The 17,682-nt window shown below is 34.1% G+C and carries 15 protein-coding genes; 5 read left to right on the forward strand and 10 right to left on the reverse strand.

Annotated elements, in window-relative coordinates; genetic code table 11:
• Positions 1-354 precede the first annotated feature (354 nt).
• The 3 genes from JCM1039_RS03070 to JCM1039_RS03080 all read left to right on the forward strand — a co-directional run bounded on the left by JCM1039_RS03070 (position 355) and on the right by JCM1039_RS03080 (position 3,723).
• The gene (locus JCM1039_RS03070) at positions 355-1,722 is read left to right on the forward strand and encodes an MFS transporter (RefSeq protein WP_025014606.1); all 1,368 of its coding nucleotides are present in this window, start codon (positions 355-357) and stop codon (positions 1,720-1,722) included.
• Positions 1,723-1,849: 127 nt separating this feature from the next.
• Positions 1,850-3,001 (forward strand): GH25 family lysozyme, encoded by a 1,152-nt coding sequence (locus tag JCM1039_RS03075; protein ID WP_025014607.1) that lies wholly within the window; start codon positions 1,850-1,852, stop codon positions 2,999-3,001.
• 113 nt (positions 3,002-3,114) lie between these two features.
• Entirely contained in the window at positions 3,115-3,723 is a 609-nt protein-coding gene (locus JCM1039_RS03080; RefSeq protein WP_025014608.1) for a DUF5052 family protein, read from the forward strand.
• 63 nt (positions 3,724-3,786) lie between these two features.
• Here JCM1039_RS03080 and JCM1039_RS03085 read toward each other — a convergent pair whose 3' ends face one another.
• Positions 3,787-4,326, reverse strand: coding sequence for a P-loop NTPase family protein (locus tag JCM1039_RS03085; RefSeq protein WP_236692619.1), 540 nt, complete (start codon positions 4,324-4,326; stop codon positions 3,787-3,789).
• 5 nt (positions 4,327-4,331) lie between these two features.
• Positions 4,332-4,787: a hypothetical protein gene (locus JCM1039_RS03090; protein WP_025014610.1), complete on the reverse strand. Its 456-nt coding sequence runs from the start codon at positions 4,785-4,787 to the stop codon at positions 4,332-4,334.
• A gap of 434 nt (positions 4,788-5,221) precedes the next feature.
• Between JCM1039_RS03090 and xerS the strand changes: the two genes are divergently transcribed.
• Positions 5,222-6,298 carry a tyrosine recombinase XerS gene (gene xerS / locus JCM1039_RS03095; RefSeq protein ID WP_025014611.1) on the forward strand — a complete coding sequence of 359 codons (1,077 nt, stop codon included), beginning with the start codon at positions 5,222-5,224 and terminating at the stop codon, positions 6,296-6,298.
• A 211-nt stretch (positions 6,299-6,509) separates the two neighbouring features.
• On the opposite strand, the gene fakB is transcribed toward xerS, so the two are convergent.
• Positions 6,510-7,391, reverse strand: coding sequence for a DegV family protein (gene fakB, locus JCM1039_RS03100; protein WP_025014612.1), 882 nt, complete (start codon positions 7,389-7,391; stop codon positions 6,510-6,512).
• 78 nt (positions 7,392-7,469) lie between these two features.
• Positions 7,470-7,886: a MarR family winged helix-turn-helix transcriptional regulator gene (locus tag JCM1039_RS03105; protein ID WP_025014613.1), complete on the reverse strand. Its 417-nt coding sequence runs from the start codon at positions 7,884-7,886 to the stop codon at positions 7,470-7,472.
• A 279-nt stretch (positions 7,887-8,165) separates the two neighbouring features.
• Here JCM1039_RS03105 and JCM1039_RS03110 point away from each other — a divergent pair, with 279 nt between their 5' ends.
• Positions 8,166-9,860, forward strand: coding sequence for an Rqc2 family fibronectin-binding protein (locus tag JCM1039_RS03110; RefSeq protein WP_025014614.1), 1,695 nt, complete (start codon positions 8,166-8,168; stop codon positions 9,858-9,860).
• 77 nt (positions 9,861-9,937) lie between these two features.
• Here the strand turns inward: JCM1039_RS03110 and carB are convergent, their stop codons facing one another.
• Genes carB through JCM1039_RS12555 form a run of 6 tightly spaced genes read right to left on the reverse strand, consistent with a single transcriptional unit; the run spans position 9,938 to position 17,575 of the window.
• On the reverse strand, positions 9,938-13,129 hold the full coding sequence (gene carB, locus JCM1039_RS03115; RefSeq protein WP_025014615.1) for a carbamoyl-phosphate synthase large subunit: 3,192 nt from the start codon (positions 13,127-13,129) through the stop codon (positions 9,938-9,940).
• A 6-nt stretch (positions 13,130-13,135) separates the two neighbouring features.
• A complete protein-coding gene (locus JCM1039_RS03120) occupies positions 13,136-14,191 on the reverse strand; it encodes a carbamoyl phosphate synthase small subunit (protein ID WP_025014616.1) in 1,056 nt (351 codons plus the stop codon).
• Positions 14,192-14,196: 5 nt separating this feature from the next.
• Positions 14,197-15,105, reverse strand: a complete 909-nt coding sequence (locus tag JCM1039_RS03125) for an RluA family pseudouridine synthase (RefSeq protein WP_025014617.1) — start codon at positions 15,103-15,105, stop codon at positions 14,197-14,199.
• The gene (lspA, locus tag JCM1039_RS03130) at positions 15,098-15,562 is read right to left on the reverse strand and encodes a signal peptidase II (protein ID WP_025014618.1); all 465 of its coding nucleotides are present in this window, start codon (positions 15,560-15,562) and stop codon (positions 15,098-15,100) included. The genes JCM1039_RS03125 and lspA overlap by 8 nt, the downstream gene beginning before the upstream one ends.
• A 2-nt stretch (positions 15,563-15,564) precedes the next feature.
• Positions 15,565-17,241 (reverse strand): formate--tetrahydrofolate ligase, encoded by a 1,677-nt coding sequence (locus tag JCM1039_RS03135; RefSeq protein ID WP_025014619.1) that lies wholly within the window; start codon positions 17,239-17,241, stop codon positions 15,565-15,567.
• Positions 17,242-17,245: 4 nt separating this feature from the next.
• Entirely contained in the window at positions 17,246-17,575 is a 330-nt protein-coding gene (locus JCM1039_RS12555; RefSeq protein WP_025014620.1) for an EbsA family protein, read from the reverse strand.
• Positions 17,576-17,682: the final 107 nt, after the last annotated feature.

Below are 17,682 nucleotides of genomic sequence, written 5' to 3' on the forward strand. Positions count from 1 at the left end.
CTTTTAAATTGTTTATAAATTTATTTATATTTTAATATTGCCCCCCTATTTTTAATTTACAACCTATTTTTACTATGTGGTCATTTTTTCTAACTAAGATGCAATTGTTTGATACTAAAGCTATGTGCTATAATGTGATCAACTTTTAAACAGGAGATGTATTCTAAGTGTTTCTTCATAAAAACTTAGGTCTAAGCTTGCGGTTAAACTACTTCCTTTTAACCGTTAAGCGCTACTTACAGCTCGACCCCAAATCTGAAAGTTTGGGGTTTGTTAACTACAATTAAATAGATAACTTTTCCCTGACTTTCAGAAATACTTGTTTTGTCACAGTATTAAATAAGGAACGGGAAAATGTTTAAAGATATTAATAAAAACAAGAAGCAAAATGTCAAGGTACTATTAATTGGACGGATCGCTACCAATATTGCAGACTCGTTGTTTTACATAACCATTCTGTGGTACTTTAAGACTACTTTTCATTCACCAATGATTCTATCGTTAGTCTTCATTGTAGATTCAGCTATTGATATGTGTGCATTCATATTTGGGCCGTTGATTGATAGAATCTACATCAAGAATCTGCTCAAATACGTCACCATTGGACAAACTATCTTAAGCGTATTTGCTACAATATTGTTCTATCTTACTAAGTGGAAACAATTAGCACTTATTTTATTGTTGCTAACGTATGTATTGTCTACTATTGGATCAACACTAATTTACCCAGCCGAAGAAAAGATCTTACCAGTTATAGTCAGCAAAGATGAATTAACTAAAGTTAATAGCTTATTCCAGTTAGCTTACCGTATCCTAGATTTATTTCTTGATGCGTTAGCAACATTAATAGTAACTTTCTTCTCATTAAGTAAAGCAATGATCATTAGCGCGTTTATTTTTGCTATTGCGCTATGTTTCTATGCAAAATTGTATCTACCAAAGAATTTAATAGTCTACGAAAAAGATAATGATTACTTCACTGGTAAATATTTACACGATTTGCTTAAAGGCTGGCAAGTATTGAAGAATGAAGGCCAAATTCTGCTTTTAATTATTCCTCTTGCAGTAACAAATTTGTTTTATGGTATTGCCTCTGTGGGAATGCCATATTTTACCAGTCAATATCTAACTAAATCAGCAATTAGTTACGGCGGACTAGAACTCTTTTCTTCTATTGGTGGCTTATTAGGCAGTTTAATCATTAGCAAGATTGGTATATTAAACAAGATCGGTATATTAAAACAGAAATTAGAACGCATAGTTGTCATTTGTTTAGGTTTGGCCGGTATTTCTGTAATTTTAGAAACGATGATTGCTAATAGCATCCCTATGCTAATACTTGTTTTCGTACTCAGCAGTGCCTTCTGGATTAGCATCATGAACATAAACTTTGAGGTACTAATCCAAGAAAGTTTTAACCCACACATACTTGGCAGAATTGAAACGATCAATAGCAGCATTATCAACTGCATGATTCCTATTGGTTCATTTTTAGGCGGAATTATCGTGCAGCGAGTTAGCGCAAGCTTCGCTATTTCTTTACAAGGCATTGCAGAAGTTATTACAGCAGTGTTTTACTTGCTTGTTTTTAATAATAAAAAGAACAATTACTGTCGTATCAAACAGCAATTGTTCTTTTTTTATTCCTATTTTTGCAGGGATCTGCATCCCTTTTGTATCAAAATTATTTCAAATATTTCTGTAGCATTACTAGTCTATTAACAATCAATCACGCCTATTGCCAGTTGGTCTCTACCAATGTAAGCTATAATATATGGAATTTAAACATAATACGTGAGAGATAAAAGATATAGATCGTTAACTCTCCACCAATCTGGAGGAATTAATTTTGGTAAAAAAGAAAACAATTGTTAAATTAGCATGTGCAACTATGTTACTTAACTCAGGAATGGCTCTCTTCCCTCATCTGGCTCCTGCTACATCCACTGTTCAAGCTTCATCAACTTCTGTTGCTGCTAAGGCATTAGGAATTGACGTTGCCAGTTATCAAAGTGCCGACTTAACTGCTCATGCTAAAGCTGGTTCTCAATTCGCTGTTGTTAAAGTAAGTGAAGGTACTGGCTATCGTAACCCTAAAGGTGCTAGTCAAATCAAGTCAGCAATTGCTAACGACATGATGCCAATGGGTTACCACTTTGCGACCTTTAGTTCTAATGCATCCCTGGCCAAGAAAGAAGCTCAATACGCAATTTCTTCTGCTAAGGCATTAGGCTTGCCTAAAGGCTCATACCTTGCTTGTGACTACGAAACTGGTCAAGGGAATATCATTACTAATGGTAAAAGCGTCACTGCTAAAGCAATCCTTGCCTTCATGGATGAAATCAAGGCCGCTGGTTATCAACCACTTCTTTACGCTAGTTCATCAGTTTTACAAAACAACATTAATACCCCATCTATCGTAAAGAAATATCCTAACTCATTATGGGTTGCGGCATATGCTATCTCAGGTCGTGTAGATAAGCCTAACTTTAAGTACTTCCCTTCAATGGATGGTGTCGCAATTTGGCAATACACAGACAACTGGAAAGGCATGTCAACTGATGGTAACGTAGCTATCTTGCCACTATCCATCTCTGGCGCTGCTGTTTCTCAGGCACCAACAAATCCTAACACTAAACATACAGGCACTGTAATGTACAAAGCCTACGTTTACAAACAAAACGGAGAACGTACTGGTGATAGTTACAAAGCCTACAGCTCTATCACTTATTATGGTGGTAAAACTAAGCTCAAGAATGGTAAAAGCGCAATCAGAGTTGGCGAAAACAGATATGTTTTAGCAAGCAACGTTTTAGGTAACTCACGTACCTTTAAGCAAGACGCTGAAGTTTACCAAGGAGACGGTAGTTTAAACAGTAGCTGGAAGACTTACAAGAAAGGTTCCCCAGTTAAGACATACGGCCCTAAGCATTCTATTAACGGTGAAGACTACTACAGAGTTGGTAAAGACGCTTACGTTAAGTCTGAAGTGTTCAAATAATAAATACGCCAAAAATAAACTAGGAATATAAACCTAGTTTATTTTTGGCATCTTTTATTAATGATAAAATTATAGTATCAAAAGTATTGTGTTTTAGAATTTGGAGAAGAATTATGAAATTAAGGAAAAAGCTAGGTATGATATTCGGTATAGGAATATTGTCCTTAACCCTATCTTCCTGCAGCAATATTACCAACTGGGAATTATCGATGCGTTCAAAGATTGGTGCTTTACCTCTTACAGTGTCAACTTATGATTCAAATGGGCAAAAGATCGATCAAATTAAAGCCAGATCAGTAAATATTCATACTGATAAGAAAATGTCGCAAAAAGATGATAAGGGTAAGGAAGATTCTAGCGTTATTGATGTTGACTACGGTCATAACAGAATGATCCATGTAGGTTCTACTTTAATCGCATATGAAGGCCTTAAGAACTATCAAGATGCATTTAGCAAGCACACTAATATTAACGATCAAAATCATGCTGTACCAATCTTGAATACCATGTATCAAAACTTTAAGAATGATTGGTCAGGAGATTCTAAGGTTGTTATGATTAGAAGTCAGTTAGGGATGCCTGTTGCAGTCTTCGCCGGTAAAAAAGTATCAATTCATAAGAGTGATATGAAGAAATCAACTCAGTTTGTAATCGATGGACATCGTTTATTCGTCTACCGTGCTGACTATACCGTTTACCCTGTTGCAAGCCTTAAGAAGTAAAAGCTTTACATAATTAAAAATATAAAAACCATGTAATGTATTTAGCATTACATGGTTTTTCATTTATATGCTTTCTAGAAATTGATTAGCCTCATGTCGTTCTTTAAAATGATAAAGTTTAATATGGGGATGCTGCGATAAAGCCATTATAATCTTAGGCTTTTGCTTGACAGGAAAAGCACGGATGTAATCCATGAATTCAGGATCTTCTTTTTCTTCTATCCACGGCATATCTGGTCTTTGCATCCCTCGACGACTTCTTACACCATCTAAGCATGTCTGCACATCATAATCTAAAAAGAAAACTGTATCACAACGATTAAGTCGTTTATCAAATAAGTAATTACTATAATTACCATCCATAATCCATTTGGGCTTTGATAATGCCTTTTCTATCTTTTGAGTAAACTCTTCTGGTGAAACGGTAGTCTTATCTGCCTTCCAAAACAATCTATCTAGATAGACAATAGGTAAGTTTATCTTTTGTTGCAGCTTACGTGTGAATGTACTTTTTCCTGCTCCTGGTGAGCCTATAACCATAATTCTTTTCATTTTATTTACCGATAAAAAAGAAAGAGAGAAATCCATACTCTCTCTTTCCATTAAAGCTACTCATTAATTAAAGCGTTGAATGAATCGTTAGTTTCTACAATGTCACCCATTAATTGGTTAACCCAATTATTAAGTTTATCGTTATCATAGTTTTCAAGGCCGCCTTCAGTATCACCGATATCAGCAATACCATTGTTAAAGTCGACCATTTCTGTAATTAACTTTTCTGCAAAAGCTTTAGTTGAACCTGCAAAATTATTTGCAAAGTTGTTAACATCGCCATAAGCATCAGTGATATCACTAAAAGCCTCAACAGTCTTACCAAATATATCACTCAAATTATTAATATCTTCTTGAGTTGGAACTGTTAATTCTTCATCCTCATTATTAAGTTGTTCGTCCAAACGCACACCAATATCGTTTAAAACTAAGTGTCCATCATATAGACGATTTAGCAACTTAATACCACTAGGATTTCTTGCTTGAAAGTTTACTTCAATTTCTTCTGTCATAATTTTCATCTCACTTATAGGTTTTTCTTTATTGTACAATTTTTAAATAAAAATTACCATTTTATGCTTGATCATTATGGCCAAACAGCTTAGAATAAGCTATTGAAAGCTGTATTGTACTATACAACCTTCAAACTATTTACAGTATTGCGTAATTTGCTACAGGCAAGTTGACCATATTGGAATAGCTAATCAATGTTTGCCACAACTGGCATGCTAAGATAGCGTTGCTGGTATCCCAGTTGTGGTAAAATGATTTCCTGATTTGCCTTTTTTATAAATAATGCTTTATGATGATTACTAAAGATAATTGTTGTCGGTATTAGGAATAAACAAGTTGAATTAGTATTTATTAACACCTATCTGTTTAGATAGGTGTTTTTATTTTTATGATATAATTTTTAGAGAAACATTTGTTTGCAAAGGAGTAAAACATGGAAACTGCTAAATACCTCGAGCGAATTCAAATTGAATTAGATAAAATGCCAGATTACGTTAAACAATATAATCTTGGAACTAATCATTCATTAACCACTACATATCAATATTTAACGGAAATTCGTCGATTCTTAAGTTGGTTGCGCAAAGAAGGCATTTCTAATGCTCCCGATAACAAACACGTCACAACGGATACGCTAGCTTCACTGCGACGCAATGATGTGATGCTTTACATAGATTATTTAGGTCATACTAAAAACAAACAGGGACATTTAAATTCACCTACTACGATCAATCGCTCAATCAATGCATTAAGATCTCTTTTTAAGTTCTTAACAATTACGGCTGATAACAACAACGGTATGTCCTACTTTGACCGTAACGTAATGCTCAAGATTAATTCTTTAAACGATACAAAAACTCTGAACTATCGTGCTCACGTCTTAGCCTCTCATATGTACACTGGAAATCTAAAGTTTGAATTCTTAAAGTTCATTGATCACGATTACGAAAGCAAATGTAATAAGCAAGCTAAGCCTGGCTTTAAAATGAACAAAGAAAGAGACATGGCTATCATTGCTTTGATATTAGGCACCGGTATCCGTGTTTCTGAGTGCGCTGGGGTTGATTTACAAGACCTCAATTTAAAAGATGCTGTTTTAGATGTAACACGTAAAGGTGGTCAAAAAGACAGTGTACCTATTGCAGAATGGACCTTAGATTATATTCAAAAGTATAAGAATATTCGAATGGATCGTTATTCCGCTGATCAAAAAGAGACAGCATTTTTCTTAACTAGATGGCACCATCAAACTCGAAGAATCACTACCAACGCAATTGAAAAAATGGTAAACAAGTATTCTGCGGCTTTTGGTCACCCTCTTACACCTCATAAATTACGGCATACTTTGGCTTCAGAGTTATATGAGGTAACCAAGGATCAAGTATTGGTCGCTCAACAACTAGGCCAAAAAGGCACAACGGCTACTGATCTCTACACACATGTTGATCAAAAAGTACAAAGAGCAGCATTAAATAAAATTTCTAGTGAAGATTTAAAAGAAGATAAATAGCATATTGTGCTTTACTATAGTAGATTTGTTATTAACTCATTTTGAGCAAAATATGTTTAATAATATTTTTATTATTAAATTGCTTAGCACGCTTATAATAACATAAATATTATCGGACTAATTTATATAAAATATATTGATTACATTCTTGTTATCACACATAAATACAAAAAGAGCGGAGACTTTTTCTTGTCTTCGCTCTTTTCTATTTTTAATTATTCAAATCTAATTTATCAATGTCTACCATCCAAGCAATCGCAATTGATTTTTCACCCAAGTGAGTAGCGATTACTGGACTAAACTCTGCTACATCTACAGGCTTACCAGGGAAATTATCATTCACAAATTGCTTAATTTCTTCTGCTTGTTTGAGGTCATTAGAGTGAAATACAAACAAACGCAGCTTATCTTTGTATGGTAGATCTGCAGTTTTCTTTAATGCTAGCTTTTCTACCTTAGATACAGCTCGCTTTAAAGATCTAATCTTATCAAAAGCTACAATTTTTCCTTCATCATTAAAGGTCAATAAAGGCTTGATTTGAAGCATGGTACCAATAAATGCACTTGCATTGCTCAATCGTCCACCCCGACTAAGGTTCTTCAAGTCATCAACCACAAACAATTCATCGATTGTTTCTCTAATTTCATCAAGCTTCTTAAGAATAGCCTGTGGTTCCATACCATTCTTGATCATTCTTGCAGCAGCTAATACCAAATAGCCTTGCAATCTTACAGTCATCTTAGAATCATATGGATATAAATTGTATTCAGGATTATTGTGTGCCATATTAACTAGGTTTTGGTAAAATCCTGAAATTCCGCTTGATAAAGTAATGGCAATGATTGCTTCATAGCCTTCACTGTGCAACTTATTGCATAGCTCAATCATTTTACCCATGCTAGGTTGCGAAGTCTTTGGAAAAGCAGCACCTCGTCTTTGCATTTCAAAAAGTTGTGCAGAAGTAATATTTACGCCTTCAAGATATTCCTTATCGCCGACAATTACAGGGATAGGCACTACGGTTATATTATTATCGCTAACTTCTTGTTTGGTTAAGACACTAGTACTGTCAGTAACTAATGCAATTTTCAATTTATTAACCCTTCCCATTTATTAAAATTCAATGCTTAATACAGAAAATTATAGCATAAAAGCATTGAATTACGCACCCTATTCTATCTTTTCAAGGGATGCAGATGTATGGGCGATTTCATTTAGTTGCTTAATAAATAAAGTCGATGCATCTTGGTCTAGATAAACGAACAGATTTTTTTCTATTTCAGCAAGCACACTTTTTAATTCTTGTGCTTTTTCCATTCCTTCATCATTTAGACTGACTATCTTGCTAGAGTCCTTTTCTGAACGCGTAACTTTTATATAATTTTGAGTCTTTTTTTGTTGTAATTGACGACTCAAAGTAGATAAAGAAATATTCAAAGCCTCTGCCAATTTACCCATTGCTAAAGCTTGATTATGCGTTTCATCAAAGTAAAGCAAAATTCTTGTTTGTGAAATATTTAAACCACATTTGTGATTAATTTCCTTTTTGATTTGATCTGCGATTGTACTAAAAAATAATACATCCATATATATGTCCTTTTTTCTCCAAAGTAGTGTTTGTCATAGTTGTATTTTATCATTTAATAGTGGCTTTGATAATACCATTTAAGAACAAACTTTCATATTACATCCTTGTTTCACCATGTGAAACAATTTAATATTAATAATTTTATAATATTTGTGAAACATAATAATTATAGTTTTAGGCTTATATATAAGAAATAATTTATAGTTGATATAAACATTTATATTTTAGAAAAAGCTAAATTATTGCTATAATATTAGACGTATTTTGAGGTGATATATATGGCATTTGATGGATTATTTATCCATAGTTTATTACAAGACTTGGCTCCTACCCTTGTAGACAGTCGCTTATCAAAAATTTACCAACCATTTGATCAAGACTTAGTTTTAATCTTTAGAAAAAATAGAAAGAATTATCAATTCTTGATCTCAGCTAATGCACAATATCCAAGAATGTACTTAACTGATCAAACAATTGCTAATCCAGATAAAGCTCCTATTTTTGTAATGGTGCTGAGAAAGTACTTAGAAGGTTCAGTTTTACAATCTATCGAGCAAGTTGGTTTAGATCGTATTATAAACTTCCATTTCAGCAATCGAAATGAACTTGGTGATCAAGTTAAGCTTGTTCTTTCTGTAGAATTAATGGGTCGACACAGTAACGTTATTCTTTATGATCAACAAGATAATCATATTATTGACTTATTGAAGCGAATTAACCCTGATGAAAACAGAGCTAGAATTCTTTTACCAAAAGCAAAATATGAATTACCTCCTTTAAAGCCAGGTTTAAATGGATTAACTTTGTCCGAAAATGAATTCAAACAATTGAGTTCTAAGTATCGACCTGATGAACTCGCTAAACAAATGGATGGTTTAGATCGTGACGACCGTAATGAATTAATCGGTTATCTTGAAGATGATTACAGCTACTCATCGTTTAAGACATTTTTTGATCAATTCAACAATCCACGCGCTTTTGTTTTAAAAACTCCTAGAAACAAAAGAAAAATTTTCTGCTACCTTCCTTATCATTTGGATCTTGAAAAAGAGAGTTCAAATCCAGATTTAAACAAAGGACTAGATGAATTCTATGAATACCAAGCAACACGTGATTGGGTAAAGCAACGTGCTAGTCAAGTTGAACGAGTTGTTAAAAATGAACAAAAGAAACTAACCAAAAAAGTTAAGAAATTAGAGAAACAACTAGACTTAGCTGAAAATTCTGAGGGTTACCGGATTAAAGGTGAAATCTTAAACGCAAATCTATCTCAAGTAAAACCAGGGATGACTAAAGTATCATTACCTAACTACTATGAGAACAATGCACCAATAGAAATAAAATTAGATCCCGCTCTCTCCCCTGCTCGTAATGCTCAAAAGTATTTTACTGGCTACAAGAAATTACGAGATTCTATCAAGCACGTTAATGAACAAATCAAAATTGCTAAGGAAAACTTACGTTACTTTGATTCAATTCAAACAGCGATTGATAATGCAGATCCACAAGATATCGATCAAATCAATGATGAGTTAATCAATCAAGGTTACATTCGAAAGCAAAAGAAGAACAGACGTCGCAAGAAGATCACTGAACGTAACTTGAATGAATTCAAACTTTCATCTGGTAAGCACGTTTTAGTTGGTAAAAACAATTATCAAAATGATTGGCTAACTTTAAAGAAAGCCAATAAATCCGACTATTGGTTCCACGTTAAGAACATGCCTGGCTCTCACGTAATTTTGCGTGATGATCAACCATCTGATCAAGATATTAAAGAGGCAGCAGAAATTGCAGCATTCTTCTCTAAAGGGAAAGATTCCGCTCACGTACAAGTTGATTATGTTCAAGACAAAAGAGTTAAAAAACCAAATGGCGCAAAACCTGGTTTCGTAATTTATACAGGGCAGAATTCAATTGAAATTACTCCTCATGAAGATGATGTAATGTCTAAAAAAATTGAGAAAAAATAAAAGGACACGCTCGAAAGCATATCCTTTGTTAGAAGCAAAATCATTTTTAGATTTTGCTTCTTTTATTTTGCTCTTAATTAAATTGGCTGTGTTGTCAAAGCAAGAGATTCCAAAACATCTAAAATCAATTCAGCAGTTTCGATACTAGAAAAGACTGGAATATGTGTATTCAAAGCTTGGTCTCTAATTCGCAATGCATCCTCACTGGCAGCATCAGATAAGTTAGTAATATTAACAACCATGACAATTTTATGCTGTCTAATTTTGTCTAGCAATTTGCGTGGATCATCGTGAACCTTCTCAACTACTCCAGTTGTGATGCCAGCTTCCGCAAACATATTCGCAGTACCTTCTGTTGCAATTAATTTGAATCCTAATCTATCGAATCTGCGCGCAAGGTCAGTTACCCTTTCCTTATCTTCATCTCTAACAGAAATAAAGATAGTACCATAACTAGAAATATGTAAATCACTTGCTTCATATCCTTTGTACAAAGCTTTAGCTAAATGAGTATCTCGACCCATTACAGAACCAGATGATTTCATATTAGAGTCAAAAGTATTTCCACTACTATAGTTTAAGAAAGAAAATACTGGCATTTTAATATGAATGAAATTGCTTGTCTTCCATAAACCATTAGGGTAACCCATCTCATTCAAATTTTTACCGATCAATACTTCAGTCGCACATGCAGTAATATCCTTATTCAAAGACTTAGATAAAAATGCCACATTATGACCTGCATATGGTTTGATCTGTAATAAGTATAAATTATCTCCCACAAACAAGAAGTGTAAATTGAAAATTCCTCGTGTCTTTAGTTGCTTAATTAGCTTGATAGATTCCTTTTCAATCTTATCTTGTTGTTCTAGTGTCAAATTTTGTGGTTTGATAACAGCAATAGAATCTGAAGCATGCGACCCTGTTTGTTCCAAGTGTTCAATAATACCTGGCAAAGTTACATTCTCTCCATCAGAAACTGCAGTTACTTCATATTTATTACCCTCAATGAAACGAGAAACCAAAATTTTATCAAGCTGGTTTTCATTCAGATATTTTTCAATTGCAGGTACATCATACACAACAGCAGATTTCTGCTTGCTTTCCTTATTCATTCCACCAATTAAAATTGGAAAACCATATTCATCAGCAAAGGCAAATACGTCGTCTGGATTTGTGGTATTTAATGATGGAACTCGCTTTAAACCAGAAAACTTTTGCTTTAATAAATCAGTAATCTTATCACAAGGATCAGAGACTGGGTTTTGACCAATCACATGCAAACCACACTCTTCTAACTTCTTACTCAATGCGCTTATTCTCTTACCAGAAAATTGCAATAGAACATCGGTGATCTTTTCTTTCCTAGCAACAGTCAGAATATTCTCTAATGTGATTGATTCAAAATAAACTCGATCTACATCTTTATTTCTAGAAGAAACAGATTCATCATTATTAGAAAGCAAAACGGTAACATAGCCATTCTTATGTAAAGTTTTAGCTGCATGAGCAATCATATAATCGAACTCACTAGTAACTGAAACTTGCAGTGGCAACATACCTAAAATCAGGATCTTTTTCTTTGCGTCCAGTGCATGAGCTTCATTTTGAACGTTATAAGCACTGTAGTATGCACAAACATTAGGTTTATAAACGCCTGCTGAACCATCAATCTTAAGGAATGATGGTTTCAAGTTGAAACGATCGATAATTCTATGAATATCATCTACAGAACGATCTAAAATCTTAGCCAATAAAGGATTGAAAAAGCCATATACCTTAGCTTCTTCAATTAGATCAGTAGAAAGACGATCTTTATTTTCAAAAAGCTTTTGCCCTATTTCAATAATATGCAAGAGCTTTTGGTAATAAATGGGATGCAAATGCGTGATCTCTTGCAATTTTGCATACGGAATTCCCTGATTAATTGCGGCTAGAAGATTAATTAAATGCAATTCGTTGGGGTGTATCAGATCACTTATTATTTCATCGTTAGATTTATGAATTTCTTTAACATATGCGTTCCATCCAAGCTCTAAATTGATCGTTGCATCAATTGCTTTTAAAAAAGCAGTTTCGAAATTACGACCAACACCCATGGCTTCACCACTGGCTTGCATTCGATTGTTTAACTCATAATGATTATAGCCAGACTCTGCAAAAGACCAATATGGCATCTTTATTGCAACAGCATCAAGCGTTGGTTCAATTGCAGCATTCAAACCAGACAATGGATCTGTAATTTCATTTAATCGATAGCCAATAGCTACTTTGCTTACAATATAGCCAACATCATACAAACCTATTCTTTGAGCCCAAACTGAACTCCGTGTTAAACGAGGACGAATAGTTAAAAGCTTCGATTTTATTTGAGTCCCATGATGCTTAACAGCATAATGAAAGCTGGCAAAACCAACAAGATCCAAATTGTCCGCAATTCTTTTAACAGCTTCACGTAATTCCTGAATGTGATCATTATTCAAGGTCAAAGAAGGCATTACTATAGCTGAATCACCAGAATTAATAGCAACTGATTCCATCGATCCAGCAAAATTAGTAAATACCACATTGCCATCTTTGTCACGAATCACATCAACAATTATTTTTTCCCAGGCTGAAAGATCTTCAATCAAACGATAATTTTTCCAAGTGAAATTATCATTCTGACTTTCGTTCTTAAAATAGGCAATTAATTCAGCTGCATCTTTAAATCTCAAATGCTCATTATGAGTAAAACGATTGTACTTAGTTACTAGAACCGGAAAAGTAATTCTTTGATTTAATTCTTCCGGAGTAATATTCAAATTATCAGGGATGCTTTGATTTAATTCCCAAGACTTACTGGTTTCGATGCCTAATTTTTCTAGGAACTCGGTTCTCTTTTGCTGATTACCCATTTGAAGAGTTCTAGAATTCAATGTCAACAACTGGATGCCCATTTGTTCCAAGATACCATCTTGCAATAATTTATGTGCAACTTTCAGACCATTAGTTGAACCGTAAGCTGTAATAATTGCATCAGGCTCTTCCATTCTCAAAATTCGTTTCAAGAAATCCAAAGTCATTGGCTCTAAGTAAACAGTAACATCTGGTCTTTTATCAGTAGAAATTGTAGCTGGATTAGGATTAACCAAAACAACTTCAATGCCTTCTTCGGTAAGTGCATCAATTGCCTCAGTTGCCATAAGATCCATTTCGGCTACACTTCCAATTAAAGTAGGTCCTGAGCCAATAATTAATACTTTATCTAAGTCGTTTTCTAATGGCATAATCTACTACTCCATCATTTGTACAAAATAATCAAAAATTTCATCAGCATCATGAGTTCCTGGTGCCCCCTCAGGATTAAAGGCTGTCGCAATGAGTTTGTCTTTTGTGTTCCAAAAGCCTGCCATCAAATCACTATGAAGGTCAAAATACTCACGATTCATATTCGTTTTAATACTATCAGGTGAAACTAATTGATTAATATTCATTGAAGTTTGCCAAATTTTATTAGTATTTTGTTCAATTACCGGATAATTGATTCCATTAAATTCTTGGGGAAGGTCTACTAATTCAAAATCTAAATAATCGCTTAGTGCCAAGAAGCCCAATCCGATTCCCAAAATTGGATACTTTCCATAGAACTTATCCAAAATAGGACTAAGTTGATTAATAACTTCATCTGGTTTACCTGGACCATTTGAAATAATAATTCCTTCAGGTCTTAAATTTTCAATATCAGCAGCACTAACGTTATATGGCAAAACAGTAGTGTTTACCTTTCTTAAAGATAAAGCTCTCAGCATAGAGTGTTTTAACCCCAAATCAATTACTGCTACAGTTTTACCTACGTTTGGGGATGCATAAGCATTTTTGGTAGACACCATGGCTGATTTATTTTTAGGTAAAACAAGTGCTTTAATTTGATCAAAAGCATGCTCATCGTCAGTATCCATAATGGAAGCCTTAATTGTTCCCTCTTCCATTAAACGATGGACTAAAACACGTGTATCCACCTTAAAAATAGCTGGAATTTTCTTTTCCTTTAGAAATGAACTCAAGTCTTCAAAGTTCTCGCTATCAGAGATATTTAAAGCAATATCATTAGCAATAATACCTTTTACTGTTGGATCAATACTTTCATAATCAATCGCATTAATCCCATTATTACCAATCATAGGAGAAGTAAACACTAGAATTTTCCCAGCATTAGTTGGATCTGTCAAAGCTTCTTGGTAACCAAAATTAGTTGTTTGAATTGCCAATTCACCAGTAGAAATAATGTTGGCACCTATACCCTCACCTGGAAAAGAAGTGCCATCTTCCAAAATCAAATAACGCTTCATTGTTATCACTTATTTTTTTCTAATTGAGCTAACGTTTCTTGAAAGATCTTAGGCGGTTCAACAGTAAATTCCATCCATTTACCAGTTCGAGGATGCTTAAATCCTAAAACCTTTGCATGTAAAAATTGACCGTTTCCTTTTAGCGTCTTACGTGGCCCATAAAGTGGATCACCTGCTACAGCATGTCCAATGTAATCAAGGTGAACTCTAATTTGATGAGTTCGTCCTGTTTCAAGTTGACATTCAATTAAGCTGTATCCTTTGAACTGTTTTAAAACTTTAAAGTGGGTAACCGCTTTTTTACCATTTGCCACAACGGCCATCTTCTTACGATCATATGGATTACGACCTATCGGTGCATCGATAGTCCCATTTTCTTCACTAAAATTACCATGAACAATTGCTCTATAAATTCGTTTATTGGTTTTACGAGCCAATTGATCTTCTAGTGATTCACGAGCCTTTGCATTCTTAGCAATCATCAGAAGACCAGAAGTATCTTTATCGATTCTATGCACAATCCCAGGTCTAAAACCTTCAGGGGATTTAGCCAAGTACTTTGTATGATACAAAAGCGCATTAACTAATGTATGATCTGGATGACCTGGTGCGGGATGCACCACCATGCCTTGCGGCTTATTAACCACAATCACGTCATCATCTTCATAAACGATATCAAGGGGAATATTTTCTGGAACAACATCCAATGGTTTTACCGCTGGAACATTGACTTCAACTTGATCCCCAACTTGCACTTTATAAGATACTTTTTCTTTCTTTTGATTGACCAAGATATTGTTGTCTTGAATCAATTCTTTAACTCTAGTTCTGGACAAATCTGGTATTTGCTCTGAAACAAATTTATCCAAACGACCATATTCATCTTTTACTTCAAGTAGATATTTTTTAGGCATCCGTATCTTCCTTATCTGCAAAAATAATTAAGTAAATGAAAATAATGATCACACCTACGGTAATTGCACTATCCGCAATATTGAAGATATTGAAGTGAATAAAATCTAATTGAAGCATATCAACTACATATTTTAAATGGATTCTATCGATAAAGTTACCAATAATTCCACCTAAAACTAAAGATAGGCCGACATCTAACAATGCATTCTTATATTTCTTATTAAAAAGGAAATATAAGCAAACACCGATTGCAATTACACTAATGAAATAAAAGATCCACATTTGACCGGTCAAAATATTCCAAGCAGCACCATTGTTTTGTAAATAGTTGAATGAAAGAATACCTGGAATAACTTGATGAACTTCACCTACTGTGTAGTTAGTAACAATATAATTTTTTAACCCTTGATCGGCTAAAACGATGAATAATGAAATTAATAAATATAAAAACTGCATTTTTAGAATAATCCGCTGATCTTACCATTATTGTCTACATCGATATCAAGAGCTGCTGGATGTTTAGGCAAACCTGGCATATCTAATACATGACCTGTGGTTACTACGATAAAGCGTGCACCATTCTTCAAACTTACACCTTTAACATGCAAATTAAAGTCGGTTGGTGCGCCTAGCTTCTTCTTATCATCACTAAATGAATATTGAGTTTTAGCAATAATTACTGGAAGCTTGTCTTTATCTAACTTATGTAAAGTTTGAATTTGTTTTTCAGCTTTTTCTGTATATTCAACTCCTGCAGCATGATAGATCTTAGTTGCGACTTTTTCAATCTTTGTCTTAATATCATCGTCATCGTTATAAGTTGGAGTTAAATCTGCTTTACCTGAGTCCGCTAAGGCCACAACTTCTTCAGCTGCTTTAACGCCACCCTTTGAGCCAGCATCATGATAGTTAACTACTTCAGCTTTAATACCTTGCTTTTCTACAAGTTCTTTTAAAAAGTTTAATTCATTTTCAGTATCTGAATCAAAATGATTAATTAAAACAATCACTGGAACATTGTATGAACGCATATTATTCATGTGACGTTCCAAGTTCTTAAAGCCTTCTTTTAATGCGTCCAAGTTTTCTTCATCCAAATGATCAGTTGAACCTAAAACTTGATATTTAAGTGCTCGCACTGTGGCAACAACTACTGCAGCATCTGGCTTTTTATCTAAGTGCTTTGAAACAAAGTCCATAAACTTTTGTCCACCCAAATCACTACCGAATCCAGCTTCAGTTAAAACGTAATCACTTAAGTGCATTGCCAAATTAGTAGCAATTACAGAGTTTGCACCATGAGCAATGTTAGCGAATGGGCCACCATGTACTAACGCTGGTGTATGTTCAAGAGTTTGTACTAAGTTTGGCTTTAAAGCATTAGACAAAAGTGCTGCGATAGCTCCTTGGAAACCAAGTTGTTTTACGTAAACTGGTTGATCATCTTTGGTGTATCCTACGAGCATATCACCAATTCTTGTCTTAAGATCATCAATATTATTAGCCAAACATAAAATGGCCATCAATTCATTAGCAACAGTAATTGCAAAGCTTGATTGGTGTTCAATACCATTAAATTTGGAACCTTCACCCACAGTGATTTTTCTTAAAGCACGATCGTTTACATCAAGACCACGCTTTAACAAAATACGATCAGGATCGATGTTGAGACTGTTATCTTGATAAATGTAGTTATCAACCAAAGCAGCTAAAGTATCAATTGCGGCAGTTAAAGCATGCATGTCACCAGTAAAGTGCAAATTAATGTCTTCCATTGGGATAATTTGTGCCATACCACCACCTGTAGCACCACCTTTAAGACCAAAAACAGGTCCCATTGAAGGTTCACGCAATGCAATGATGGTATTCTTGTGCAATTGGTTCTTAATAGCGTCTCCTAAGCCAATTGTAATTGTTGACTTTCCTTCTCCTGCTGGTGTTGGAGAAATAGAAGTTACCAAAATCAACTTGCCGAAGTGTTTATTTTGGCGAATACGATTAATTGCTTGCCAACTAATTTTAGCCTTATCGTAGCCATATGGTTCAAGATCTTCCTTCTTTAAATCAACCTCAGCGGCAATTTCATTGATAGGTAATTCTTTGGTTTCTTGTGCGATTTCAATATCTGATTTCATTAAATTAACTCTTCTTTCTTGAAATTACTAAAATAGAATAGTTTTGAACTTCACCTTTTAACTGATAGATTTGAAAGCAACGCCATTTTGCACGTAAAATAGGTTCATTTACGTTAATTTTTGTACGGTATGGCAACTTCAAGTTAAATTGATTTTTATTCTTTGCTAAATAAGAAAACAGCCATGTATAAACCAATAAGATTGTAAAAATAAGTCCAACTACTATTCCAGAAATACTAATTGCCTTATTCCCTTCGTAGCCAAGAATCATAGCTATAAAAAGAATAATTAGGAGCCATGAATAATAAATTATTCCAGCAAGTCCTAAAAATATTAAATGCTGTTTAGATTTTAGAATTTAGATCACGCCCTGTTTATCATTTATTCCTATTGTAACAAATATAGCTAAAATAAGAGAGTATGTTTTGAAACATACTCTCT

The sequence above is a fragment of the Lactobacillus kitasatonis DSM 16761 = JCM 1039 genome, assembly GCF_000615285.1.
In the GTDB taxonomy this organism is placed as follows: Bacteria; Bacillota; Bacilli; order Lactobacillales; family Lactobacillaceae; genus Lactobacillus; species Lactobacillus kitasatonis.